23 protein-coding genes and 1 pseudogene are annotated in these 23,238 nt (G+C 65.0%); 19 read left to right on the plus strand and 5 right to left on the minus strand.

The genetic code is table 11. The features are described from left to right. The 13 genes and pseudogenes from AADJ04_RS12210 to AADJ04_RS12270 all read left to right on the plus strand — a co-directional run. The coding region (locus tag AADJ04_RS12210; RefSeq protein ID WP_341239784.1) for a TMEM165/GDT1 family protein at positions 1 to 513 on the plus strand (513 nt) is incomplete at its 5' end. Between the two features lie 166 nt (positions 514 to 679). After that, positions 680 to 1,807 carry a homoserine O-acetyltransferase gene (locus tag AADJ04_RS12215; protein WP_341239785.1) on the plus strand — a complete coding sequence of 376 codons (1,128 nt, stop codon included), beginning with the start codon at positions 680 to 682 and terminating at the stop codon, positions 1,805 to 1,807. After that, the gene (gene metW / locus AADJ04_RS12220; RefSeq protein ID WP_341239786.1) at positions 1,804 to 2,388 is read left to right on the plus strand and encodes a methionine biosynthesis protein MetW; all 585 of its coding nucleotides are present in this window, start codon (positions 1,804 to 1,806) and stop codon (positions 2,386 to 2,388) included. Before AADJ04_RS12215 ends, metW begins: the two co-directional genes overlap by 4 nt. 203 nt (positions 2,389 to 2,591) lie before the next feature. Next, a complete protein-coding gene (locus AADJ04_RS12225; RefSeq protein WP_341239787.1) occupies positions 2,592 to 3,785 on the plus strand; it encodes a GGDEF domain-containing protein in 1,194 nt (397 codons plus the stop codon). Positions 3,786 to 3,941: 156 nt separating this feature from the next. After that, complete coding sequence (locus tag AADJ04_RS12230) at positions 3,942 to 5,447, plus strand: M20 family metallopeptidase (protein WP_341239788.1); 1,506 nt, start codon at positions 3,942 to 3,944, stop codon at positions 5,445 to 5,447. A 31-nt stretch (positions 5,448 to 5,478) separates the two neighbouring features. Then, the gene (locus tag AADJ04_RS12235) at positions 5,479 to 6,348 is read left to right on the plus strand and encodes a lysophospholipase (RefSeq protein WP_341239789.1); all 870 of its coding nucleotides are present in this window, start codon (positions 5,479 to 5,481) and stop codon (positions 6,346 to 6,348) included. A 287-nt stretch (positions 6,349 to 6,635) separates the two neighbouring features. Continuing rightward, positions 6,636 to 7,682, plus strand: coding sequence for a peptidase U32 family protein (locus AADJ04_RS12240; protein ID WP_142082824.1), 1,047 nt, complete (start codon positions 6,636 to 6,638; stop codon positions 7,680 to 7,682). Positions 7,683 to 7,906: 224 nt separating this feature from the next. Continuing rightward, positions 7,907 to 8,839, plus strand: a complete 933-nt coding sequence (locus AADJ04_RS12245) for a U32 family peptidase (RefSeq protein ID WP_341239790.1) — start codon at positions 7,907 to 7,909, stop codon at positions 8,837 to 8,839. A 36-nt stretch (positions 8,840 to 8,875) separates the two neighbouring features. Continuing rightward, positions 8,876 to 9,427: an SCP2 sterol-binding domain-containing protein gene (locus tag AADJ04_RS12250; protein ID WP_273624240.1), complete on the plus strand. Its 552-nt coding sequence runs from the start codon at positions 8,876 to 8,878 to the stop codon at positions 9,425 to 9,427. 9 nt (positions 9,428 to 9,436) lie between these two features. Next, positions 9,437 to 9,907 carry a putative zinc-binding protein gene (locus AADJ04_RS12255; RefSeq protein ID WP_341239791.1) on the plus strand — a complete coding sequence of 157 codons (471 nt, stop codon included), beginning with the start codon at positions 9,437 to 9,439 and terminating at the stop codon, positions 9,905 to 9,907. Beyond that, a complete protein-coding gene (locus tag AADJ04_RS12260; protein ID WP_082758594.1) occupies positions 9,900 to 10,541 on the plus strand; it encodes a UbiX family flavin prenyltransferase in 642 nt (213 codons plus the stop codon). The genes AADJ04_RS12255 and AADJ04_RS12260 overlap by 8 nt, the downstream gene beginning before the upstream one ends. Positions 10,542 to 10,605: 64 nt before the next feature. Further along, the gene (gene ubiD, locus AADJ04_RS12265) at positions 10,606 to 12,093 is read left to right on the plus strand and encodes a 4-hydroxy-3-polyprenylbenzoate decarboxylase (protein ID WP_341239792.1); all 1,488 of its coding nucleotides are present in this window, start codon (positions 10,606 to 10,608) and stop codon (positions 12,091 to 12,093) included. 227 nt (positions 12,094 to 12,320) lie between these two features. Continuing rightward, a pseudogene (locus AADJ04_RS12270) lies at positions 12,321 to 12,416 on the plus strand (transposase domain-containing protein); the annotation flags it as partial. Positions 12,417 to 12,572: 156 nt separating this feature from the next. On the opposite strand, the gene AADJ04_RS12275 reads toward AADJ04_RS12270, so the two are convergent. Continuing rightward, on the minus strand, positions 12,573 to 13,460 hold the full coding sequence (locus AADJ04_RS12275) for a LysR substrate-binding domain-containing protein (RefSeq protein ID WP_015913025.1): 888 nt from the start codon (positions 13,458 to 13,460) through the stop codon (positions 12,573 to 12,575). A 189-nt stretch (positions 13,461 to 13,649) separates the two neighbouring features. Between AADJ04_RS12275 and phnC the strand changes: the two genes are divergently transcribed. The 6 genes from phnC to AADJ04_RS12305 all read left to right on the plus strand — a co-directional run bounded on the left by phnC (position 13,650) and on the right by AADJ04_RS12305 (position 18,964). Next, positions 13,650 to 14,471, plus strand: a complete 822-nt coding sequence (gene phnC, locus AADJ04_RS12280; protein ID WP_035242057.1) for a phosphonate ABC transporter ATP-binding protein — start codon at positions 13,650 to 13,652, stop codon at positions 14,469 to 14,471. Then, entirely contained in the window at positions 14,465 to 15,340 is an 876-nt protein-coding gene (gene phnD, locus AADJ04_RS12285) for a phosphate/phosphite/phosphonate ABC transporter substrate-binding protein (RefSeq protein ID WP_172206678.1), read from the plus strand. The genes phnC and phnD overlap by 7 nt, the downstream gene beginning before the upstream one ends. Beyond that, positions 15,337 to 16,137 (plus strand): phosphonate ABC transporter, permease protein PhnE, encoded by an 801-nt coding sequence (gene phnE, locus AADJ04_RS12290; RefSeq protein ID WP_066698153.1) that lies wholly within the window; start codon positions 15,337 to 15,339, stop codon positions 16,135 to 16,137. The genes phnD and phnE overlap by 4 nt, the downstream gene beginning before the upstream one ends. Before the next feature lie 17 nt (positions 16,138 to 16,154). After that, positions 16,155 to 17,126 carry a phosphonate dehydrogenase gene (locus tag AADJ04_RS12295; protein ID WP_066698162.1) on the plus strand — a complete coding sequence of 324 codons (972 nt, stop codon included), beginning with the start codon at positions 16,155 to 16,157 and terminating at the stop codon, positions 17,124 to 17,126. 697 nt (positions 17,127 to 17,823) lie between these two features. Beyond that, positions 17,824 to 18,342, plus strand: a complete 519-nt coding sequence (locus AADJ04_RS12300; RefSeq protein ID WP_341239793.1) for a GNAT family N-acetyltransferase — start codon at positions 17,824 to 17,826, stop codon at positions 18,340 to 18,342. 52 nt (positions 18,343 to 18,394) lie between these two features. Next, entirely contained in the window at positions 18,395 to 18,964 is a 570-nt protein-coding gene (locus tag AADJ04_RS12305; protein ID WP_288483872.1) for an NUDIX hydrolase, read from the plus strand. Here the strand turns inward: AADJ04_RS12305 and AADJ04_RS12310 are convergent. The 4 genes from AADJ04_RS12310 to AADJ04_RS12325 all read right to left on the minus strand — a co-directional run. After that, positions 18,951 to 19,928, minus strand: a complete 978-nt coding sequence (locus AADJ04_RS12310; protein ID WP_341239794.1) for a tripartite tricarboxylate transporter substrate binding protein — start codon at positions 19,926 to 19,928, stop codon at positions 18,951 to 18,953. The genes AADJ04_RS12305 and AADJ04_RS12310 overlap by 14 nt on opposite strands. Before the next feature lie 42 nt (positions 19,929 to 19,970). Continuing rightward, positions 19,971 to 21,152: a tricarballylate utilization 4Fe-4S protein TcuB gene (gene tcuB, locus AADJ04_RS12315; protein ID WP_341239795.1), complete on the minus strand. Its 1,182-nt coding sequence runs from the start codon at positions 21,150 to 21,152 to the stop codon at positions 19,971 to 19,973. After that, positions 21,139 to 22,599, minus strand: coding sequence for an FAD-dependent tricarballylate dehydrogenase TcuA (gene tcuA / locus AADJ04_RS12320; protein WP_341239796.1), 1,461 nt, complete (start codon positions 22,597 to 22,599; stop codon positions 21,139 to 21,141). Before tcuA ends, tcuB begins: the two co-directional genes overlap by 14 nt. Positions 22,600 to 22,705: 106 nt before the next feature. Next, positions 22,706 to 23,238 (minus strand): LysR substrate-binding domain-containing protein (locus tag AADJ04_RS12325; RefSeq protein ID WP_341239797.1); only part of this gene is annotated, 533 nt, incomplete at its 5' end.

Raw genomic sequence — 23,238 nt, forward strand, 5'->3', positions numbered from 1 at the left:
AAAACCCAGCTGCTCGCATTGGTATTGGCAGCCCGTTTCCGCAAACCCTGGCCGATTGTTCTGGGCATTTTGGTGGCCACGCTGGTCAACCATGGCCTGGCTGGCGCGGTGGGCGCCTGGGTCACGACCTTCATCGGCCCGCAGATGTTGCGCTGGATTCTGGGCGCCTCGTTCATCGCCATGGCGGTGTGGATGCTGATCCCCGACAAGCTCGACGAAGGCGATGCCGATGGCAAGCCCCGCTGGGGCGTGTTCGGCACCACGCTGGTGGCGTTCTTCCTGGCAGAGATGGGAGACAAGACCCAGATTGCCACCGTCATGCTCGCCGCACAGTACAACGCCTACCTGTGGGTGGTGGCCGGCACCACGCTGGGCATGATGATTGCCAATGCACCGGTGGTGTGGTTGGGCGACAAGATCACACGCAAGGTGCCCATTCGCGCGGTGCATCTGATCTCGGCAGTGATCTTCCTGGTGCTGGGCCTGCTGGCCATTTTTGCGCCCGCAACTTGATCCAGTCGGGGTGATGGCAGGCACACAGGCCAGTCAAACCGGCGCGCTTTTGGTATATTTGCCGAACGCGCCGATTTGCCACAGCTTGCGGGCGCTTTATAAATCCTGCTAAAGACCCGTCCGACATACCTGCCCGGCCTCGTTTTTAGCGATGTCGGGTTTTTTTATGTCGTTCATTGCCACGCCCCAGTCCATGCACTTTCCGGAGGCCCTCACGCTGCAAAGCGGAGCGTCCATCCGCGACTATCACCTGGCCTTCGAGACCTACGGCACGCTCAATGCCGACAAGTCCAACGCCGTGCTGGTGTGCCATGCCCTCAACGCCTCGCACCACGTTGCGGGTGTGTACGAGGGCCAGCCCAAGAGCGAGGGCTGGTGGGACAACATGATCGGCCCCGGCAAGCCGGTGGACACGAACCGCTTTTTCGTCATCGGCGTGAACAACCTCGGCTCGTGCTTCGGCTCCACGGGCCCCATGCACACGCACCCCGACACAGGCGAAATCTACGGCGCGGACTTTCCGGTGGTGACGGTGGAAGACTGGGTGAACGCCCAAGCCCGCCTGCTTGACCGCCTGGGCATACAGCAGCTCGCCGCCGTGCTGGGTGGCAGCCTGGGCGGCATGCAGGCCCTGAGCTGGACGCTGCAGCACCCCGACCGTATGCGCCACGCCGTGGTGGTGGCCAGCGCCCCCAACCTCACGGCCGAGAACATTGCCTTCAACGAAGTCGCCCGCCGCGCCATCGTGACCGACCCGGACTTCCACGGCGGCCACTTCTACCGCCACGGAGTGATCCCGAAGCGCGGGCTGCGCATTGCGCGGATGATCGGGCACATCACGTACCTGAGCGACGACGTGATGAACGAGAAGTTTGGCCGCCAGCTGCGCGAGGGCATGGACCTGAAATACAGCACGCAGGACATTGAATTTCAGATTGAAAGCTACCTGCGCTACCAGGGCGACAAGTTCAGCGAATACTTCGACGCCAACACCTACCTGCTGATCACCCGGGCGCTCGACTACTTTGACCCGGCCCGTGCGCACGCCAACAACCTCACCCTGGCGCTGGCGCGCGCGCAGGCCAAGTTCCTGCTCGTGAGCTTCACCACCGACTGGCGCTTCTCGCCCCAGCGCAGCCGCGAGATCGTCAAGGCCCTGCTCGACAACCGCCGCCGCGTGAGCTACGCCGAGATCGACGCCCCCCATGGGCATGATGCCTTTTTGCTCGATGACGCCCGCTACATGAGCGTGATGCGCTCTTATTTCGATAGCATCGCAAAGGAGTTTGCATGAGCGAACAATCCACCCTGGAAGCCCTGGCGCGCCTGGTGCCAGCAGGCTCGCGCGTGCTGGACCTGGGCTGTGGCAACGGGGCCATGCTGTCGTACCTGCAGCGCGAGCGCGGCTGCACCGGCTATGGCGTGGAGATTGACGACGCCAACGTGCTGGCCTGCGTGCAGCGCGGAGTCGATGTGATCCAGCTCAACCTGGACGAAGGCCTGGCCATGTTTGGCGACAACAGCTTTGATGTGGTGTTGCAGATCGACACGCTGCAGCACCTGCGCAACGCCGAGGTCATGCTGCGCGAAACCGCCCGCGTGGGCCGCACCGGCGTGGTGGCTTTCCCCAACTTTGCGCACTGGCCCAACCGGCTGTCCATCCTGCAAGGGCGTATGCCCGTCACGCGCCGCCTGCCCTACCAGTGGTACGACACGCCCAACATCCGCGTGGGCACGTACAAGGATTTTGAAGTGCTGGCACACAAAAACCGCCTGCGCATCCTAGACTCCTTCGGGCTACAGGACGGGCGCGAAGTGCGCTGGCTACCCAATGCACGGGCGGGCACGGCCGTGTTCCTGCTTGAAAACGCCTGACAGCGCAGCGCCAGGCGCTATCAAAACAGTAGCTCCTAGCGCAACTTCTTATTGCCCTGCACGCTGATTTCGTGCCAGCATGGCCGGGCTGGAATGCCCTGACAAGCACGCACGCAGCGGGCTTGTCCGGGGCGCTCCACTCTCCAACGCACATTCATTGATCTGCCCCTTCCATGGCCTTGGCTTTCGCACACGTTCCCACGATGCTGACGATGATCATCCTGTCGTCCCTGACGACGGCCGGTGGCATGGCCGTGGTGGGCGCAGAGCTGCGCCACGATGGGTTGCAATGGTGGGCGCTGGGGCTGCTGTTCAATGCGGTGGCGCATTTGCTGTTTGCATTGCGCGGCACCATCCCTGACATCTTCTCCATTGTCCTGGGCAACACCTTGCTGATGGGGGTGTACCTGTCCCTGCTGGCGGCCGTGTTGCAGTTCCAGGGGCGCAGACTGCCGCGCACCGCCGCAGTGGCACTGCCTTTGCTGATGGCGGGCTGCATGGCCTTGCTGGCAGACAGTTACGCCGCGCGCGTGGTGGTGGCCGGGCTGCTGCTGAGCTCCATGAACCTGTGGCTGCTGAGCTGCCTGATCACCCGCTGGAAGACCATGGGCGGGCGCGGCGCATGGCTGGTGGTGGGAGCGCTCGGCTTTCAGACGCTGGTGTTTGCGCTGCGCATAGGCCTGGTCGGGATCAGTTCCTGGGTGGGCGCGGAGTTGATGCAATCCAGCGCCGTGCAAACCCTCACCTTCATGAGCACCTTTGCGGTGGTGCTGGTCGCTTCGATGGGGTTTGTTTTCATGGCGCGGGACCGGGCAGATGAAGACAACCGCCGCTTGGCCGCCGTGGATTCACTCACCGGCGTGGCCAACCGGCGCGCGGTGATCGCAGCGCTGGACCGCGATGTGGCCCGCTCTATCCGCACCCATGAACCCATGGCCTTGATGATGGTGGACATCGACCACTTCAAGAACGTGAACGACCGCTACGGCCACCCGGTGGGCGACAAGGTGCTGTGCAGCGTGGTGGAGGTGCTGCGCGAGCGGGTGCGGTCACAAGACCTGGTGGGCCGCTACGGCGGCGAGGAATTCATGGTGCTGCTGCCCGACACCACGGCCAAAGGCGGCTACCTGCTGGCACAGCAATTGTGCGAAGCCGTGCAGGCACTGAGGCTAGAGCACGAAGGCCAGCCCATTCCCGTGACAGTGAGCATTGGCGCATACGGCGGCCGACTGCAGCCTGGCGACCATTGGGACATGCTGATCTCTGCCGCCGACCGGGCTTTGTACGAAGCCAAGGACCGGGGGCGCAACCGCGTGGAAGTGGTGGAGGCGTTGCGCCGCCCCGCATCGCTGGTCACCGCCAACTCGGGGTCCGAAACACAGCCAGCGCTTTTCTGAGAACTGGTTTGGAACGGGGTCTTGGAGCCCCCGGCGCCTTCACGCGCCTTGCCGGTGTGCCCCAACACGCCGTCGGAATAGCGCCTGCGCCTTGGCGGCCTGGGCCGGCTTGTGTTGGAATGGCGTTTTTGCAATGCCCACCGACAGGAGCCCGCCATGAATGCCCGCGTCCCCCCCATCGCCCTTGAACCCGCACTGGCACTTGATCGGGTAAGCCAGGCGTGGGACAGCGACATCGTGCGCCAGCTCACCGACTACATCGCCATCCCCGCCAAGTCGCCCATGTTTGCGGCCGACTGGGCTGAGCAAGGCCTGCTGGACACCGTGGTGCGCAACGCCGCCGCCTGGGTCGAGTCACAAAAAGTGGCAGGTCTTACGCTCGAAGTCGTGCGCCTGCCGGGCCGCACGCCGGTGCTGTTCTTCGAGATCGAAGCCACCCAGGCCCACGCACCGCAAACGGTGCTGATGTATGGCCACCTGGACAAACAACCTGAATTCAGCGGCTGGCGCAGCGACCTGGGCCCGTGGACGCCCAAGTACGAGGACGGCAAGCTCTACGGCCGGGGCGGCGCGGACGATGGCTACGCCGTGTATGCCAGCATTGCCGCCGTGCAGGAATTGAAGCGCCAGAACGTGCCCCACCCCCGCATCGTGGGCCTGATCGAGACCTGCGAAGAAAGCGGCTCGCGCGACCTGATGCCCTACATCGACGCCCTGCGCCCCCGCCTGGGCGATGTGGGCCTGGTGATCTGCCTGGACAGCGGCGCCGGCAACTACGACCAGCTGTGGCTCACCACCAGCCTGCGCGGCATGGCCAGCGGCACGCTCAAGGTCGAGATCCTGACCGAAGGCATCCACTCGGGCGACGCCTCGGGCCTGGTGCCCTCGTCGTTCCGCATCATGCGCCAGGTGCTCGACCGGCTGGAAGACAGCAAGACTGGCCGCCTGCTGCCCCAGAGCTTCCATTGCCAGGTGCCTGCCGACCGGCTGGCCCAGGCGCAAGCCACCGCCGCCATCCTGGGTGAAGAGGTGTACCGTCGCTTTCCGTGGGCGCACTACGACTGCGGTGGCTCCACCACCTTTGCGCTGCCCACCACCACCGACCCGGTGCAGGCCCTGCTCAAGCGCACCTGGGAGCCCACGCTGAGCGTGACCGGTGCCGAAGGCTTTCCCACGCTGCAAGACGCAGGCAACGTGCTGCGCCCCTACACCGCCTTCAAGCTCAGCCTGCGCCTGCCCCCGCTGGTAGATGCCGCCCAGGCCGTGCAAGAACTCAAAGCCCTGCTCGAAGACAACGCACCCTACCAGGCCAAGGTCACCTTCGAGAGCCTGAGCGGCGCCACGGGCTGGAACGCCCCGGCCACCACGCCCTGGTTTGAGCGGGCGCTCAACGAAGCCTCGCAGGCGCACTTTGGCGCGCCCTGCGGCTACATCGGCCAGGGCGGCACCATCCCGCTGATGAACATGCTCAGCGAAGGCTTCCCCACCGCGCAGATGATGGTGTGCGGCGTGCTGGGCCCCAAGAGCAATGCCCACGGCCCCAACGAGTTCCTGCACGTGCCCTACGCCAAGCGCCTCACCGCATCGGTGGCGCATGTGATGGCCGCCATGGCCCAGGCACAGGCCGCACCGCAAGGCGCTGCGCCTGCCGCAGCCCCCTGATCGTCGTAACCCCATAGCTTCCAGCGCCGGTATGCCCCAACAGTTCGCATCCCCCGCCCTCAGCCCCTTCACCGCTGCCGATGGGGAAAACCTGGCACTGCACGAATGGCCCGTGGCCGCCGACACCCCCCTGCGCGGCCTGGTGGTGCTGGTGCATGGCCTGGGCGAGCACGCTGGCCGCTACGGCGCGCTGGCCGAGCAGCTCAACACCTGGGGCTTTGCCGTGCGCGGCTACGACCACTACGGCCACGGCGAATCCGCCGGGCCGCGCGGCGGGCTGAACAACGACACGCGCCTGCTGGACGACCTGGCTGACATGATCGAATGCACCCGCGCCCGCCTGCCGCCCGGCCTGCCGCTGGTGCTGCTGGGCCACAGCATGGGCGGCCTGGTAGCTGCGCGGCTGGTGTCGCTGAACCTGTGCCCGGTGGATGCGCTGGTGCTGTCATCGCCCGCGCTGGATGCAGGCCTCAGCCCGGTGCAAAAGCTGCTGGTGTCCACCCTGCCCAGCATTGCGCCCAACCTGCGCGTGGGCAACGGGCTCAATGCCAACTACCTCTCGCACGACGCGCAGGTGGTGGCCGACTACCAGGCCGACCCACGCTGCCACGACCGCATCAGCGCCCGCCTGGCGCGCTTCATTGCCACCGAAGGCCCCGCCACCGTGGCCGCTGCGCCCACCTGGGCCGTGCCCACCTTGCTGATGTGGGCGGGGGCGGACCGGCTGGTGAGCGCCGCAGGCAGCCAGGCCTTTGCGCAGGCAGCCCCGCCAGCCGTGGTGCAGTCGCACTGCTTTGAAAACGCCTTCCACGAGCTGTTCAACGAAACGCCCGAGTACGCCACGCCGGTGTTCGACACGCTGCGCGACTGGCTGCTGGCGCGCTTTGCCGTGCGGTATTGACGCAGGCATTTGCAACCAAATCAGCCTCCCGCGCTTTATCAGCAAGCGCTAGCAGCTATATTTTTCATAGCATCTTGCCGTGAATAGCCCAGGTCAACGGGCACGCAACGCTCCTTGACCGCGCGGCGAAGGCGGGCCAGCCAGACCCGCCCAGGTCAAATCCCGATTAAATTTGTCTGACATTGTGCGCACCGGTTGATGAAGATCAGCGGCTGCGCGCGCAGGGCTCACTATGGTGGCGGCCAATGCCTTGGCACCATGCCGGTGCTGGCGATGAAACGCTTGCCATGGAACCCTTGACCCCTGCTGCAAACACCCCCACCGCAGCCCCTGCCCCTGAACTGGTCTGCCCCGCCGGCAGCCTGCCCGCCCTGAAGGCCGCCATCGACCACGGTGCCGACTGCGTGTACCTGGGCCTGCGCGATGCCACCAACGCCCGCAACTTTGCCGGGCTGAACTTTGACGAAGCCGCCATTGCCAGCGGCATTGCCTACGCCCACCAGCGCGGGCGCAAGGTGTTCATGGCGCTGAACACCTACCCGCAGGCCGCCAACCCCGGCCCCTGGCGCAGCGCGGTGGACAAGGCCGTGGACATGGGGCTGGACGCCGTCATCCTGGCCGACCCCGGCCTCATGCAATACGCCGCACAGCACCACCCGCAGTTGCGGCTGCACCTGTCGGTGCAGGGCTCGGCCACCAATTACGAGGCCATCAACTTCTATCGCGAGCAGTTTGGCGTGGTGCGCGCCGTGCTGCCCCGCGTGCTGTCGATGGAGCAGGTGCGCCAGGTGATCGAACGCACGCCGGTCGAGATCGAAGTCTTCGGCTTTGGCAGCCTGTGCGTGATGGTGGAAGGCCGCTGCGCCCTGTCGTCGTACGTGACGGGCGAATCGCCCAACACCCACGGCGTGTGCTCACCCCCCAAAGCCGTGCGCTGGCAGGAAACCCCGCAGGGCCTGGAATCGCGCCTGAACGGTGTGCTGATCGACCGCTACGCCCCCGGCGAAAACGCGGGCTACCCCACGCTGTGCAAGGGCCGCTTTGATGTGGGCGATGAAGAGAACTACTACGCCATCGAAGAGCCCACCAGCCTGAACACGCTGGAGCTGCTGCCCCAGCTCGCCAAGATCGGCGTGCGCGCCATCAAGATCGAAGGCCGCCAGCGCAGCCCCGCCTATGTGGCCGATGTGACGCGTGTGTGGCGCGAGGCCATCGACCACTGCATGGCCCAGCCGCACCGCTACGCCCCCAAAACCCACTGGATGGCACAGCTCGATCAGGTGGCCGAAGGCCAGCAGCACACCCTGGGCGCCTACCACCGCCCCTGGAAGTGAAATGGTTAGGCGACAACCCCCTGAGCCGCTGCGCGGCTTCCCCCTTCTCTCTACGCGCTTCGCGCTAGGGGAAGGGGGACGGCGCCAGCGCACGCCAGCGAAGCGCCGCATACGCGGCGGGGCGGCCCTTGCGCGGCACCCCCTGGCCTGGATCGCGCCAGACCGCAGGTCGGTGCGCCGCTTTGAATCTGAAATACCCCGATGAAACACCGGAGTCCCCCACCATGAAAATCACCCTGGGCCCCCTGCAGTACTACTGGCCACGCAACAGCGTCTTTGCGTTTTATGAAGCCATGGCCGACACGGCCGTGGACGAGATCTACCTAGGCGAAACAGTCTGCTCGCGCAGGCACGAGCTGCGCCTGTCCGACTGGCTGGGCCTGGCCCGGCACCTGCAGGGCAAGGGCAAGCAGGTCGTCATGTCCAGCCAGGTGCTGCTTGAATCGGGCTCGGACGTGGCCTGGCTGCACAAGCTGGCCGCCAACGGCGAGTTCACCGTGGAAGCCAACGACATGGGTGCGGTGCACTGCCTGGCGGGCAAACAGCCCTTTGTGGCCGGGCCGCACCTGAACCTCTACAACCCCCAGTCCGTGCAATGGATGGCCCAGCTCGGCGCCAGCCGCTGGGTGATGCCGCTGGAAATGCGCCACCAGGACCTGGCCGTGGTGCAGGCCGCGCGCCCCGAAGGCCTGCAGACCGAAGTGTTTGCCTACGGGCGGCTGCCGCTGGCGTACTCGGCCCGCTGCTTCACCGCGCGGCACTACAACCTGCCCAAGGACGACTGCCGCTTCAGCTGCATGGAACACCCCGACGGCCTGCCCATGCGCACGCGCGAGAAGGAAGGCTTTCTGGTGCTCAACGGCACGCAAACGCAGTCGGCCCGCGTCTACAACCTGATTGAAGAACTGCCCCAGATGCAGGCCATGGGCGTGGACCTGGTGCGCCTGAGCCCCCAGCCCCAGCACATGGAGCAGGTGATTGCCCTGTTTGACGAAGTGCGCCGCCAGAGTGCCAACGCCGCGCACGCCCAAAACCGCATCCTGCCGCTGATGCCCGACTGGCCCTGCAACGGCTTCTGGCACGGCCGCCCCGGCCTGGAGCAAGGCCGCAGCGACCTGCACACGGCACAGCACCACACCGAACGCTCCGCCGCCTGACGGCGCAGCCGCCCCACCCCTCACGTCTGGATTGCCATGCACCCACCCGCCCATTCCCCCACCCCCCGCCACGCCACCCAGGGCAGCGCTGGCGCCACCGCACCGCGCCAATTGCCCGCACCCGTGGGTGCCTTGCTCTCGCGCCTGCCCGCCTACCCCGGCTCGGTGCTGCTGGTCACCGCGCTGAACCTGGCGCTGGCGCGCCACCTGCCCGCCGACGTGCTGGCCCTGCTGCTGCGCCGCAAGCTGCGCATTGAGGTGCGCGATGCCCGCGTGGCGTTTGACTTTGCCTGGAACGGCCAGCGCTTTGCGCCCTGCAGCCCGCCCGGCGTGGGCAGCGCATCCGGCTCGCTCACCCCCCAGGCGCCCGACCTCACCATCAGCGCCAGCGCCCACGATTTCATGCTGCTGGCCCAGCGCAAGCAAGACCCCGACACCCTGTTCTTTAGCCGCCGCCTGTCCATGCAGGGCGACACCGAACTGGGCCTGGTGGTGAAAAACGCCCTGGACGCGCTGGAGCTGCCCGTGCTCGACCCCGCCCAGTGGACACCCCGCGCCGTGCTCGCCCGCCTGCTGCCCAAGCCCTGAGGAGCCCCCATGAACACCGAACCCGGCGACCTGCGCCCCCCAGCGGCGGCCACAGCGCCCACCCACTGCCCCGCCCCCACGCCCATCGTGTATTCGTGCTCCGGCTGCTCCAGCGCCGCGCAGCTGGCCAACCATGTCGCACTGCGGCTGGACCGCTGCGGCGCCGCCGAAATGTCGTGCATCGCAGGCGTGGGCGGCGATGTGCCCCACCTCATGAAAACCGCGCGCTCAGGCCGCCCCATCATTGCGCTGGATGGCTGCCCGCTGGTGTGCGTGAAAAGCACCCTGGCCCGCCACGGCATTGAACCCGCACGCCACTACCAGCTACAGCAATACGGCGTGAAAAAACGCGCCCACGAAGACTTCGACCCTGCCCAGGCCGCCCTGGTGCTGGAGCGCGTGCTGGACGACCTGCACTACGAGCCCCTGACGGGCGCGCCCACCCCTGCACAGCCCCGCCGCGAGACTGCCCATGGCTGATGCCGAGGCCGCCCCCAGCAGCGCCGTGGCCCGCACCTTGAACCGCATCGTGGTCGGCATCTCGGGCGCCAGCGGCGCCATCTACGGTGTGCGCCTGCTGCAGGCCCTGCAAGGCCAGCCGGGCGTTGAAGCGCATGCGGTGGTGTCCGACGCAGGCTGGCGCACCCTGCAGCACGAATGCGGTGTGGACGGCCCCGCCGCGCTGCAGGCCCTGGCCCCCGGCCACCAGCTGCACGATGTGCGCAACGTGGGCGCCACGCTGGCCAGTGGCTCCTTTCGCAGCCACGCCATGGTGGTGGCGCCCTGCTCCATGCGCACCCTGGCCGCGATTGCCCACGGGCTGAGCGACAACCTGCTCACCCGCGCGGCGGACGTCATGCTCAAAGAGCGCCGCAAGCTGGTGCTGATGGTGCGCGAAACCCCGCTGCACCTGGTGCACCTGCGCAACATGCTCACCGTGACCGAGATGGGCGCCATCTGCTGCCCGCCCCTGCCCGCCTTCTACCAGCACCCGCGCAGCGTGCAAGACGTGGTGGACGCCAGCGTGGCCCGCGTGCTCGACCTCATCGACGTGCCCCACACCCTGGCCACGCGCTGGGCCGGGCTGCCCGCCCCACTGGCCACCGCCTCCTAACTATCAATTTCATAGCTGCCTGTGCTTATCCATCAAGCGCTAGAGGCCTTTTTCATTCAAACCCATGTCGTACCAAGACCTGCGCGACTTCATGGCCCAGCTCGAAGCCACGGGCGAGCTGCGCCGCGTGCACGAGCCCGTATCGCCCCACCTGGAGATGACCGCGCTGAGCGACCGCGTGCTGCGCGCCAGCGGCCCCGCCCTGCTGTTCACCCAACCCACGGGCCACCGCATGCCCGTGCTGACCAACCTGTTTGGCACCCCCGCCCGAGTGGCCCGCGCCATGGGCGTGCCCGACCTGCACGGCGTGCGGGCACTGGGTGAGCTGCTCGCCACACTCAAAGAGCCCGAGGCCCCCAAAGGCTTCAAAGACATGCTGGGCATGGGCCAGTTGCTCAAGACCCTGTGGAACATGGCCCCCCACACCGTGGGCCGCAACGCGCCCTGCCAGCAAGAGGTGTGGGAAGGGCCCGACGTGGACCTGGCCCGCCTGCCCGTGCAGCACTGCTGGCCCGGCGACGTGGCCCCGCTCATCACCTGGGGCCTCACCATCACCCGCGGGCCGCGCAAGGCCCGGCAGAACCTGGGCATCTACCGCCAGCAGGTGCTCTCGCGCAACCAGGTCATCGTGCGCTGGCTGGCCCACCGCGGCGGCGCGCTGGACTTTGCCGACCACTGCGCCCAGCACCCCGGCCAGCCCTACCCCGTGGCCGTGGCGCTGGGGGCCGACCCGGCCACGCTGCTGGGCGCCGTCACGCCCGTGCCCGACAGCTTGAGCGAATACCAATTCGCCGGCCTGCTGCGCGGTGCGCGCACCGAAGTGACTGCTGCTTTAGGCGTGCCGCTGCAAGTACCCGCCACCGCCGAGATCGTGCTCGAAGGCCACATCCAGCCCGACGCCAACCACGCCAGCGGCTGGCAGCACGCGCTCGAAGGCCCGTACGGCGACCACACCGGCTACTACAACGAATGCGCCGAGTTCCCCGTGCTCACCGTGGACCGCATCACGATGCGGCGCGATGCGATTTACCACAGCACCTACACCGGCAAACCGCCCGACGAGCCCGCCGTGCTGGGCCTGGCAATGAACGAGCTGTTCATCCCCCTGCTGCAAAAGCAGTTTCCCGAGATCGTGGACTTCTACCTGCCCCCCGAAGGCTGCAGTTACCGCATGGCCGTGGTCAGCATCCGCAAGGCCTACGCAGGCCACGCGCGGCGCGTGATGATGGGCGTGTGGAGCCACCTGCGCCAGTTCATGTACACCAAGTTCATCGTGGTGGTGGACGACGACGTGGACGTGCGCGACTGGAAGGAAGTGATCTGGGCCATCACCACCCGCATGGACCCAGCGCGCGACACCATGATGGTGGAGCACACCCCCATCGACTACCTGGACTTCGCCTCGCCCGTGAGCGGCCTGGGCAGCAAGATGGGCATGGACGCCACGAACAAATGGCCCGGCGAAACGCAGCGGGAGTGGGGTCGGCCTATGCACATGACAGCAGAAGTGAGCGCGCGGGCTGAGGCGCTGATGGGGGGGCTGGGGTTGTAGGGGTGTGGCTTGGTTGAGAGACCGGTTTGGGCCCAGAACAGCCAACCAGCAGCGTTTAGTAATGGACCGCTTTGCAGCGGTTGCTGTCGGTCGCGGCCGTGACCTGAGTTCACGGTGCCTGGCACAAAGCTGTCATTGGCTCACCCAGCAGCGCGGCAGCATCGATGACCGGTATCGAGGGAGCTGCAGTCATGGTCTAGCACACGTCTCCCCATGAACGGGCACGACCCTACGCCTACCTGCGCGATGTCATGGCACGCCTGCCCATGCAGCCCGCCACCCAGATCGGCGAGCTGCTGCCATACCGCTGGCAGTCAGCCTGACAGCGCATATTCAGATACACGACCGCGCCCCGCAGTCAAGATGGGATCGCCGCGCGATTACGGGCGTCCTACAACCCTTAACTTAAGTCGGCCTACAGGCGAACAGTTGCCCCTCGGTCCCATGCCCCACGGCTGCATGGAATCCAAGTTCCATACCTAGGCAATTTTCTGACTTACGCTATGCGCCAAACCCAGGAAGGTCGAGATCAGAGGAGCTTGATGCCGCTCCTTTCTACAGATGAAGTGCACCTGTGTCGCCATGCTGGTGTCTGAAATAGTTAACTTAACAAGGCGAGGATCTGGCCTGTAGGCTGTTTCCGCCACGACGCCTAGGCCCAGCCCCTCCGCCACCGCCTCTCGAACGGACTCGCGGCTGCCCATCTCCAGAGCCACCTGCACCTCGACGCCTCGCTCCTTTAGTTCTTGTTCAAACACGCGTCTGGTCGTCGATCCTTCCTCTCGGATGACGAACCTCTGACCCTGCAGATCACGCAGTTTGAGAGTGGCCCGTTGCGCGAGTGGGTGTTGGGTGTTGCCGAATATCACCAATCGCTGGGTACGGTAAGCCGCGCCAAATAGATCTGGGTGAGCGACGTGATTGAGCACCATGCCCACGTCTCCCTGGTAGTCAAGAATCTTTTCAGTGATGGTTCGCGAGTCGCCTACGCCAACAGCCACGTTGACCTGGGGGAACTGTTTCATGAACAGCTTCAACACGGGCAGCACGTTGTGCGGCCCGATGGCATGGATGACCAGTCGCCCTACGTATTGATTTTTCGCAGCAGCGAGCAGTGCGTGCGCATCTTCCTCGCCACTGAAGGTACGCCGGGTGTAGTCCAACAGAGTGCGTCCAAAGGACGTGAGTTCAAGCCGCCGCCCGCGCCGATGAAAAAGCTCCACGCCGAAGTCGACCTCCAGGCGCTGTATGTGTGAAGAAACAGTCGGTTGTTGAATAGCGAGCACTCTCGCGGCAGCGGTCATGCTGCCGGCTCGGGCCGTTGCGTCAAAGGCCTTCAAGGCTGCGAGGAGGCTGAGTCCAGACATTGATGTGATCTATGGGTGCCCTCATTTTTAGGGATGAAAGTTTCATATTCATGACACCTTGGTCACCCAGACTTGAGCTGTGCTTCCACTGAAGCTGTTTCTTCCAGAACCTCCTCTTTCCCGAGAGATACCTCTGACCACTTGAGTCCTGGTGTGCGTCTAGCGCACCACAACAAATGAAACCGAGCTATGAAAACTGCAATTCGCGAGAGCCATCTGAGCTTGCGGGGTATCACGGTGACCTATGCCGATGGTCACACAGCGCTTGCGCCCACCTCGCTGGAGGTACAGCATGGCGGGTTCCTTGTGCTGCTGGGCGCGTCGGGCGCGGGAAAGTCAACGCTGCTGCGCAGCATCAATGGCTTGGTTAGCCCCACAGACGGAGAGGTGTCGGTGGCCGATCTGCCGGGCGGCACCGTCTCAAAACGCAACCTTCTTGAGCATCGGCGCCACTGCGGCATGGTGTTCCAGCAGCACCACCTGATCGGGCGGCAAAGCGTGCTGGCCAATGTGTTGATGGGCAAGCTCGCCACCCGCGGATCTCTGGCGTCGTTGTGGCCTTGGAGCAAGGCTGACAAGCTGGAGGCGCTGGCGGCCATTGACCGCGTAGGCCTGCTTGAGAAAGCCCTAGCACGGGCAGACACCTTGTCTGGTGGGCAACAACAACGCATTGGCATTGCGCGTGCCTTGGTGCAAAAGCCCCGCCTGCTGCTGGCCGATGAGCCGGTGGCCAGCCTCGACCCGGCGACCGCGCAGAGTGTGTTGACCCTGCTTCACGACATCTGCAAGAAAGACCGACTCACGGCCATCGTGAGTCTGCATCAAGTCAACCTCGCGCGCATGTTCGCCGACCGCATTGTGGGCCTTCGCCAGGGCCAGGTGGTGTTCGACGGGACAGCAGCGCAGTTGACGGAAGAAGCCCAGTCTGCCCTGTACGCGAAGTCGTCACCTGCCAACATGGGCAGTCAATTTGATTCCCCCTCTCAATCCAAGGAGTTTTTACCGTGCTGAATCGTCGCCGTTTCCAATTTATCGCTGCCGTCACTTTGGCCGCCCTGTTGCCACTTGGCGCCCATGCCGAGGGCAAAAATCCTTCCAAGCTTCGCGTTGCACTGTTGCCGGACGAAAACGCCGCCACCATCATTCAGAACGCACAGCCTCTGAAGCGGTATCTGGAGCAGACCCTGAAGAAGGAAATAGAGATTACGGTGACTACGGACTACTCGTCGATGATTGAAGCCATGCGCTTTGGCCGCATCGAGGTGGCCTACTTTGGACCGTTCTCTTACGTACTGGCCAAGTCCAAGGCGCCCAACATTGAGCCTTTTGCCGTTGGCGTGGAGCGCGGCTCTCCGACCTACCAGTCGGTTCTCATTGCCACGGCGGGCGGCCCGGTCAAGACCCTGGCTGACGTTCGTGGAAAGCCTTTTGGCTTTGGCGATCAGGCTTCGACGTCCGGTCACCTTGTACCGCGCGCGCACTTGCTTAAAAACCACCAACTGAACGGCGAGACTGACTACCGCCCCGTTCACCTGGGCACGCACGATGCCGTGGCCCGAGCTGTTCAGGCAGGGCAGGTTCCCGCCGGCGCTCTGTCAAAAACCATTCTGGACAACCTCATCGCAAAGGGCATGGTGGATGCCAACAAGATTGTGCAACTTGAACTGTCGGCACCCATTCCGAACTATCCCATTGCGATGCAAGGTAATCTCACGCCGGAGCTCAAGGAAGCCATCCGAGCCGCCTTTCTTCAGATGAAGGACGCCGAGATTCTCAAATCATTCCGTATCGAGGCCTTTGCCGCGACCGATGACAAGGCCTACGACATTCTTCGCGACACAGCACAGATTCTCAAGCTTGATCTGGGACGCATGAAATGACATCGGTAGCCTTGGAATCCATCATTGCCATTGACGGACAGCGGCGACTCAGACGGCTGGGCGCAGCCTGCGTAGTCCTGCTCGTTTGCACGCTGGCATTGTTTGTCACCGGTTTCTTTGACGCGCAGCGTTTCATCGAAGGGGCTCCTGCCATTCAGCAGTTGGCCTCTGAGATGGTGCCGCCGAATTTCGAGCGCTGGGAGCACTGGGTCATTCCATTGCGTGACACCTTAGCCATGTCGATCGCAGGCACGGCGCTGACCGTTCTGGCGTCGTTGCCGCTGGCCCTGGTGGCGGCGCCCAACACCGCGCCGAATGCGGTGGTTGGGCGAATCGTCAGAACCATCTTGGCTGCATTTCGGTCTGTGCCTGAAATCATCCTGGGCATTCTGTTCGTCGCGGCCGTGGGCTTTGGGGCATTGCCTGGTGTGCTGGCGTTGGCCCTGCATTCCACGGGCATGGTGGCCAAGTTCTACGCCGAAGCCATAGAGCACGTGGACCCGAAACCTCTGGAGGCCGCTAAGGCCGCGGGCGCAAGCCGGTTTCAGGTCATCACCCATGCTGTGTTACCGCAGGTTTTGCCCCAGTTGGCGGACATCACCATCTACCGATGGGAATATCACTTTCGCGCATCGGCAGTGATGGGCATCGTGGGTGCGGGCGGCATTGGCTTTGAACTCATGGCGGCTCTGCGCCTGACCAAGTACGACGAAGTCTCCGCCATTTTGCTGTCCATCCTCATATGCGTGCTCGTGGTCGACGGCATTGGGTCGGCGCTTCGCAAACATCTGAAATAGAAAGAGAGAGGAAGGTAATGATGCCGAAAATTGTGGTGACGCAGCCCATTCATGAAGAGGTACTGGCGCGTCTTATGCAGGTTGGTGAAGTGGTGATGAATCCCGGTCCTGAGCCGTGGAGCGAGGCCGAGCTCCACCGTCATCTGAAGGATGCCGACGCAATGATGGCTTTCATGCCTGACCGGGTAGATCAGCGAACCCTGTTGCACGCTCCCAGGCTCAAGACCATCGCTTGCGCCCTGAAGGGGTATGACAACTTTGACCTCAAGGCATGTGCGCAAGCCGGTGTCAGCGTGAGCTTCGTTCCTGACCTGCTCACAGAACCCACGGCAGAACTCGCCATTGGGCTGGCCATCGCCGCCGCGCGCCATGTGCTGGCAGGTGACGTCAGTGTTCGCAAGAGCTACGCAGGATGGCGTCCCCAGCTGTACGGAATGGGGTTGCACGGCTCGATAGTGGCGGTCGTCGGACTTGGCGCCGTTGGGCGGGCCATTGTGGACCGTCTCTGTGGCTTCGGGTGCGCTCAACTGCTGGGCGTGGACCCGCATGGTGATGACGAACGCCTGACCATGGTGAGCCTGGGTGAGGCCCTGTCGCAATCCGACTATGTCATTCTGGCCGTTCCGCTGCTGGACGTAACGCGTCACCTCGTCAATGACACCATGCTTGAAGGTGTTCGGCGGGGGCAGATCCTGGTCAACATTGGGCGAGGCTCGGTTGTGGACGAGGCTGCCGTGGCACGGGCGCTCAAGGACGAGCGCCTGGGTGCCTACGCCGCCGATGTGTACGAGATGGAAGACTGGCTGCTGGCAGACCGTCCACGCCAGATTCATCCGGAACTCTTGCAACACCCCTCCACGGTTTTCACACCCCACATTGGTTCGGCGGTGAAGAAGGTTCGCCGAGCCATCGAGTTGCAGGCTGCTGAAAATTTGCTCGTTGCGTTAAATGGTAATGAGCCGCTTGCACACTACGAGGCATCGCACTGAGCGGCTCATGTGGCAGCTTCGCACTGCTCGGTGCAGCCATGAGGTCACCACACCAGAGAATGCTTTTGGACGTTCTATGGTTCTGGCCGATCTAATTCTTTGAGAAGACCTTGGCTACGTGTTTCGGACCCGCGGGCCAACTGCGGATGCTCTTCGCAATGGTTCCGATAAGCCGTGCCGCCAAGTATCCGGGGTGGGATTCCCCCGGTTTCTCGGACGGTTTTCTGGGATCGTTGCCTACATCAACACCGACCGCAGCGGGTCGGGAGAACCAATTCATCCTTGGTGTGATCAGTTGCTCCTGCTACCTTGCCCGGCTCGCATCAATAGAGTGACCGGTCTGAGCAACAAAGCGGTCGCTTGAGACCCTGCTCGGCCAATGACCAGTTGCGCAACACGCGAACTTTCAGGCGTTAGGTTCGAGTGTCGGAGATCAGCCTGAAGCTGTCTTCCGGGCAATTGCTCTCACCGGCTGCTCATGGCCGAATGCTGCCTCACGGCGAGCAGAGACCACGGCCCCTCGGATGGGCTGATTTGCGCGGGCAATAAAAATCAAAGGCAAGTTTGCTCAATACGATAGGATGGATCGAACCCTCGGCAAAAGGCCATTTCCTCATATCCTTTTGAACCCGCACGATCCCGATGGATCGCACACCACTGAGGTGTTTGCCTTCTCCATCCCCTTCACTCGACCTCCATGCCCGCTCTTGAAGTCCGCCCCCTGCAAACCGACGACCTGCCTGCCCTGATGGCCGTGCAACGCGGCGCCTATGGCGATGGGTTCATGGAAAGCACCGAGGTCTTTGCCCGCCGGCTGGCCAGCCCGGTGAACTGCTCGCTGGCCTTGCTGCTGGACGGTGCGCTGTGCGCCTACCTGGCCGCCTACCACTCGGTGCTGGGCAAGGTGACGCCGCTGCATGGCGACTTTGAGCCACCCGTGGGCACTGCGCCCGACACGCTGTACCTGCACGACATGGCCGTGCTGCCCCACTTGGCCGGACAGGGGCTGCCGCAGCGCCTGCTGCAGCCCTTGTGGGAGCAGGCCACGGCGCAGGGCCTGCGGCAAAGTGCGCTGGTGTCGGTGCAGGGATCGGAAGGTTACTGGCAGCGGCATGGCTATGTGGCGCAGCCACTGCACCAGCCTGAACAGCAGCAGCGCCTGGCCAGCTATGGCGAAGGGGCGGTGTACATGGCCCGCACGCTGCAGACCATTTGACGCGCGCGGTGGTGTCAGCCCCCTGACACGCCCTGTGGTCATAATGCCGGCCATGCCAAACCGCTGGAAACCCAACGTCACCGTGGCCGCCCTCATCGAGCGCGAGGGGCGCTTTTTGCTGGTGGAAGAAGAGACCACCGACGGCCTCAAGCTCAACAACCCCGCAGGCCATCTGGACCCCGGCGAATCGCCCGAACAGGCTTGCGCCCGCGAAGTGCTGGAAGAAACCGCGCACGACTTTGTGCCCACGGCGCTGGTGGGGGTGTACCTCAACCGCTTCGTCAAGACGCGCACGGGCGACGACCTGACCTACCTGCGCTTTGCCTTTGCTGGCACGCTGGGCACGCACCACAGCTGGCGCACGCTGGACACAGGCATCTTGCGCACCGTGTGGATGACGCCCGACGAAATCCGCGCCTGCCCTGAGCGCCACCGCAGCCCGCTGCTGCTGGCCTGCCTGGAGGACTACCTGGCGGGCCAGCGCCACCCGCTCACGCTGGTGCACACCGACCCTTCGGTGATGCAGTCACAGGCCAACCAGCGGCCCGTGGCCACCGGCCAGGCGCATGGGGCGGCGCACCAGCCAGCCCCAGCGCCCGCCCACCTCATCAATCAGCGGTAATCTTCCGCTCCTTGATGGTGGCGGCCCACTGGGCCGATTCCTTCTTCATGAACGCCGTCAGCTCGGCCCGCGTGGTGGGCTGGGGGCTGAGTCCGTGCTTGTTCAGCGCTTCTTTCACCCCGGGGTCGTTCAGCACCTTGACGATTTCCTGGTTCCAGCGGTCCAGCAGCGGCGCGGGGGTCTTGCCGGGGGCCACGAAGGCGTACCAGTTCAGCGCCTCAAAGCCGGGGAAGCCAGACTCAGCCCCCGTAGGGATGTTGGGCAGGTACGCAGGGCGCGTGAGGCCGGTAGTGGCCAGGGGGATCAGCTTGCCCGCTTCGACATGCGGCATGGCCGTGGGGGGCGCGGCAAAGTACGAGGTCACGCGCTCGCCCAGCAAGTCCTGCAGCGCAGGTGCGCCGCCCTTGTAGGGGATGTGGGTCATGTCGATGCCCGCGCGCTGGTTGAACAGCTCACCCGCCAGGTGCGATGCCGAGCCTGCGCCGGTGGAAGCAAACTCCACGCTGCCCGGTTTCTTCTTGGACAGTTGCACAAACTCGGCCAGTGTCTTCACGCCTGCGCCCTTGTGCACCACCAGCACGTTGGGAAAGTTCACGCCGCCCGACACCGGGGCCAGGTCCTTGAACGGGTCATAGGGCAGCTTCATCAAGTGCGGCGCAATGGTGAGCGGCCGCACCGAGCCGAACAGCAGCACGGTGCCATCGGCCGCCGCATTGGCCACGAACTGGTGCGCGATGTTGCCGCCCGCGCCGCCCTTGTTGTCCACCACCACCGACTGGCCAATGTTCTCGCCCAGCTTTTTGGCAATCAGCCGCGCCGCTGCGTCGGCCGCGCCACCCGCAGCAAAGCCCACCACCAGCGTCACAGGCTTCTTGGGCGGAAAGTCTTGCGCCGCAGCGCCGAAAGCCAGGGGCAAGGCTGCCAGCGCCAGGGCGCATTGCAGCAGGGTTCGCTTGTGGTTCATGGGGTCTCCTTCTCGTGGGTTGTGTGGGGGATGGGGTTGTGATCAGTCCGCACCCAGCCCAATGGGGTTGGGCTGGCGCTTTTCCACCGCGTGGCGCAACAGCGAAGCGGTGCGGAAGATGCCGTGCGCAAACTTGCCGTAGGGCAGCGTGGCAAACAGCGCCATCACCGCGCCCAGGTGCAGGCACAGCAGCAGCGGCAGGCCAGCGGTGCCGCGTGCCGCCCACAGGGCCAGGCCGCTGGTGGCGGTCAGGAACAGCAGGGCGATGAAGGCGCGGTCCATGGGCTTTTGCGCGGCATCACCATGCAGCGGGTGGCGGCGCAGGTTCAGTCGCCACAGGCCGGCAGTGCCAATCGCCAGGCTCACGCCGCCAATGCCGCCCAGCAGTTTGGGCAGGCTGGGCAGGTCGTACGGGGCGGGCATGTCCAGCAGGTAGTGGTACAGCGTGGCCACGCTGGTGGCGGCAAAGCACAGCATGAAGCCGTAGAACGTGAAGTGGTGCATGCGCCTGCGCGACAGGGTGTACGCGTCGTCTTCGTTGTGGCAGCCGTCGCCATGGCCGCCGTCCAGGTACTTCAGGCGCAGCACGGCGTCAGTGGCCTCCACCGTGGCGGGCGTGCTCAATGCAGCACCGCTGGTGGCGGGCGTCACATCGCGCCAGAAGCGGCGCACGCCCAGGCCCAGGGCCAGCACGGCAAACAGGAACACCGGCGCAAACAGGCCCACCAGCAGGTTGTACGGGAAGATGCCGTAGAAGCCGCCCACCGGGGCCTGCCACAGTGCGGCAATGCCCTGACCGTGCAGTGCAACGGCCAGCAGCAGGAACAGCGTGAGCCCGGCCACCAGCGCCAGCGCCAGGGTCAGGCCGTTGCGCTGATACAGCTGGCCCAGCGCGGGTGGCCAGGCGTAGTCGGCATAGGTTTGGCCGCGCACCTGGGCCATGGCCTGGGGCACGTTCACCGCAAACTCGTGCGGCGGCGCGTACTGGCAGGCGTGCAGGCAGGCGCCGCAGTTGTGGCAGAGGTTGGCGATGAAGTGGATGTCGGCCTTGCCGAACTCCAGCCGCCGCGTCATGGCGGGGAACACGGCGCAAAAGCCTTCGCAGTAGCGGCAGGCATTGCAGATCTGCAGCTGGCGGGCCACTTCGGCCTCGGGGGCGGAGAGCACGATCTCGCCATTCGCCAGCGCTTTGGCGTCGCGCGTCAGGGCTTCAAGCGCTTGCATGGTTCGCTCCTGTTTTTGTAGCTGTTTGCGCTTTATGGATAAGCGCTGCGGGCTGTTTTTGTTCTAAAGCGGCTTTGGCGGCATTCGTGCCCGCAATGCGGCCAAACGCGGTGCCAATGCTCATGCCCACGCCAGCGGTGTAGCCCTTGCCCAGCACATTGCCCGCCATCATTTCGCCGGCCACAAACAGGTTGGGGCTGGGCTGGTTGTTGAAGCGCACGGCGGCCGTGTCGTCGGTGTGCAGGCCCAGGTAGGTGAAGGTGACGCCCGGCTTGAGCGCGTAGCCGTAGAACGGCCCGGTGTCGATGGGGCGGGCCCAGTGCGTCTTGGCGGGCGTCACGCCTTCGGTGTGGCAGTCGTCCAGCGCGGTGTGGTCAAACTGGCCCACGCGGCAGGCGGTGTTGTAGGCATCGAGCGTGCGGGTGAAGGTGTCCACGGGCAAGCCCAGCTTTTGCGCCAGCTCGGGCAGCGTGTCGGCCTTGACGCCGGGGAACACGGGCGGCATGAAGCGGCCAATGGCCTTGCTGTCGATGATGGAGTAGCCGATTTGCCCCGGCTGCTGCGCCACCAGGCGGCCCCAGATGGCATAGCGCTTGGGCCAGAAGTCTTCGCCCTCGTCGTAGAAGCGTTCGCCATTGCGATTGACCACCACGCCCAGCGACACGCAGTCGATACGGGTGCAGATGCCACCGTCGTACAGCGGCGCACGTGCGTCAATGGCCACCATGTGGGCCTGCGTGGGGTCGCCAATGCGGTCGGCGCCGTGGTCGTCGAGCAGGTGCTTGAGCAACACCCCCTTGTTGTAGGCCGTGCCGCGGATCAAAAAGTTGTCAGCCGGCCACTCGCCACGCTCGTTCTGGCCCCAGGCTTCGCGCAGCCATTCGCGGTTGGACTCAAAGCCGCCCGCAGCCAGCACGCAGCTTTTGGCGGTGATGCGCTCGCCCTTGCAGTGCGCGGCCACAAAGCGGCCGTTTTCGACCTCAATGCGGTCCACCGGTGATTCGTAGCGAATCTGCACGCCCAGCTTTTCTGCGCTGCGGTAGTAGGCGTTGACCAGTGCCTTGCCCCCGCCCATGAAAAAGGCGTTGGTGCGCGCCACGTGCAGCGCGCCCGACAGCGGCGGCTGAAAGTGCACGCCGTGGCTGCGCATCCAGTCGCGGCAGGTGCTGGACTCGCGGATCACCAGGCGCGCCAGGTGTTCGTTGGTCAGCCCGCCCGTCACCTTGAGCAGGTCTTGCCAGAATTCTTCTTCGGGGTAGGCATCCACCAGCACGTCTTGCGGTGCATCGTGCATGCAGCGCAGGTTGCGCGTGTGGGCCGAGTTGCCGCCACGCCAGTCGCGGGGGGCCGATTCAAGCAGCAGCACGCTGGCACCGGCTTCGCGGGCCATCAGCGCAGCGCACAGGGCGGCGTTGCCGCCACCGATCACCAGAACATCGGGTTGCATGGGCAGTTCTTTCCATTCATCGTGTGCCGAATGTAGAAAGAACCCCGCCGCTTGCGCAGGGGCTGCCAAGGCATGGCCCCATCACGAATCGTGATGGGTTGACCGTCTAAACGGCCGAAGTGAGCTTGGCGCCTACCCAGTGGCCTGACTGCACCAGCTCACGCACGCAGTCGCCCTGCACCACGCGCGCGGCCAGGGCGGCGGGCGAGAGTTCATCGTCCGACAAGCTGCACAGCGCCGCGGGCCGGAAGGCTGGGGCATCGGAGATTTCGGCCATCACAAAGCGCTCGCCTGCGTCTGCATAGCGGCCCACCGCCGCCCAGGGCTGGATGGTGCTGCCCAGGCCCATGTCCACCGCATCCATCAGCAGCGCGAGGGAATCGATTTCCATGGCCAGGCGCGGGGTCACGCGGGCCTGTGCGAAGGCGGTGTCGAGGCGGCTGCGCAGCCCGTGCGGGCCGGTGGGCAATATCAGGGGTTCATCGCCCAGTTGCGCCAGCGCCACCTTGCGCCGCAGGGCTGGTTTGCGCACGCCGCGCTGGGCCGAGCGGATGAGGAACAGGCGCTCCTCCAGCAGCGGCAGCACGGTCCAGCGGCGCGCGGGCTGGGTGTCGAACAGCACCGCCAGATCGAGCTGGC

This window comes from uncultured Acidovorax sp. (genome assembly GCF_964021665.1).
Taxonomy (GTDB): Bacteria; Pseudomonadota; Gammaproteobacteria; order Burkholderiales; family Burkholderiaceae_C; genus Acidovorax; species Acidovorax temperans.

Excerpts from the sequence above, each read along its gene's own strand:
- AADJ04_RS12215 (WP_341239785.1), top strand. The coding sequence starts at position 680 with ATGTCGTTCATTGCCACGCCCCAGTCCATGCACTTTCCGGAGGCCCTC.
- metW (WP_341239786.1), top strand. The coding sequence starts at position 1,804 with ATGAGCGAACAATCCACCCTGGAAGCCCTGGCGCGCCTGGTGCCAGCA.
- AADJ04_RS12225 (WP_341239787.1), top strand. The coding sequence starts at position 2,592 with ATGCTGACGATGATCATCCTGTCGTCCCTGACGACGGCCGGTGGCATG.
- AADJ04_RS12230 (WP_341239788.1), top strand. The coding sequence starts at position 3,942 with ATGAATGCCCGCGTCCCCCCCATCGCCCTTGAACCCGCACTGGCACTT.
- AADJ04_RS12235 (WP_341239789.1), top strand. The coding sequence starts at position 5,479 with ATGCCCCAACAGTTCGCATCCCCCGCCCTCAGCCCCTTCACCGCTGCC.
- AADJ04_RS12240 (WP_142082824.1), top strand. The coding sequence starts at position 6,636 with ATGGAACCCTTGACCCCTGCTGCAAACACCCCCACCGCAGCCCCTGCC.
- AADJ04_RS12245 (WP_341239790.1), top strand. The coding sequence starts at position 7,907 with ATGAAAATCACCCTGGGCCCCCTGCAGTACTACTGGCCACGCAACAGC.
- AADJ04_RS12250 (WP_273624240.1), top strand. The coding sequence starts at position 8,876 with ATGCACCCACCCGCCCATTCCCCCACCCCCCGCCACGCCACCCAGGGC.
- AADJ04_RS12255 (WP_341239791.1), top strand. The coding sequence starts at position 9,437 with ATGAACACCGAACCCGGCGACCTGCGCCCCCCAGCGGCGGCCACAGCG.
- AADJ04_RS12260 (WP_082758594.1), top strand. The coding sequence starts at position 9,900 with ATGGCTGATGCCGAGGCCGCCCCCAGCAGCGCCGTGGCCCGCACCTTG.
- ubiD (WP_341239792.1), top strand. The coding sequence starts at position 10,606 with ATGTCGTACCAAGACCTGCGCGACTTCATGGCCCAGCTCGAAGCCACG.
- AADJ04_RS12275 (WP_015913025.1), bottom strand. The coding sequence starts at position 13,460 with ATGTCTGGACTCAGCCTCCTCGCAGCCTTGAAGGCCTTTGACGCAACG.
- phnC (WP_035242057.1), top strand. The coding sequence starts at position 13,650 with ATGAAAACTGCAATTCGCGAGAGCCATCTGAGCTTGCGGGGTATCACG.
- phnE (WP_066698153.1), top strand. The coding sequence starts at position 15,337 with ATGACATCGGTAGCCTTGGAATCCATCATTGCCATTGACGGACAGCGG.
- AADJ04_RS12295 (WP_066698162.1), top strand. The coding sequence starts at position 16,155 with ATGATGCCGAAAATTGTGGTGACGCAGCCCATTCATGAAGAGGTACTG.
- AADJ04_RS12300 (WP_341239793.1), top strand. The coding sequence starts at position 17,824 with ATGCCCGCTCTTGAAGTCCGCCCCCTGCAAACCGACGACCTGCCTGCC.
- AADJ04_RS12305 (WP_288483872.1), top strand. The coding sequence starts at position 18,395 with ATGCCAAACCGCTGGAAACCCAACGTCACCGTGGCCGCCCTCATCGAG.
- AADJ04_RS12310 (WP_341239794.1), bottom strand. The coding sequence starts at position 19,928 with ATGAACCACAAGCGAACCCTGCTGCAATGCGCCCTGGCGCTGGCAGCC.
- tcuB (WP_341239795.1), bottom strand. The coding sequence starts at position 21,152 with ATGCAAGCGCTTGAAGCCCTGACGCGCGACGCCAAAGCGCTGGCGAAT.
- tcuA (WP_341239796.1), bottom strand. The coding sequence starts at position 22,599 with ATGCAACCCGATGTTCTGGTGATCGGTGGCGGCAACGCCGCCCTGTGC.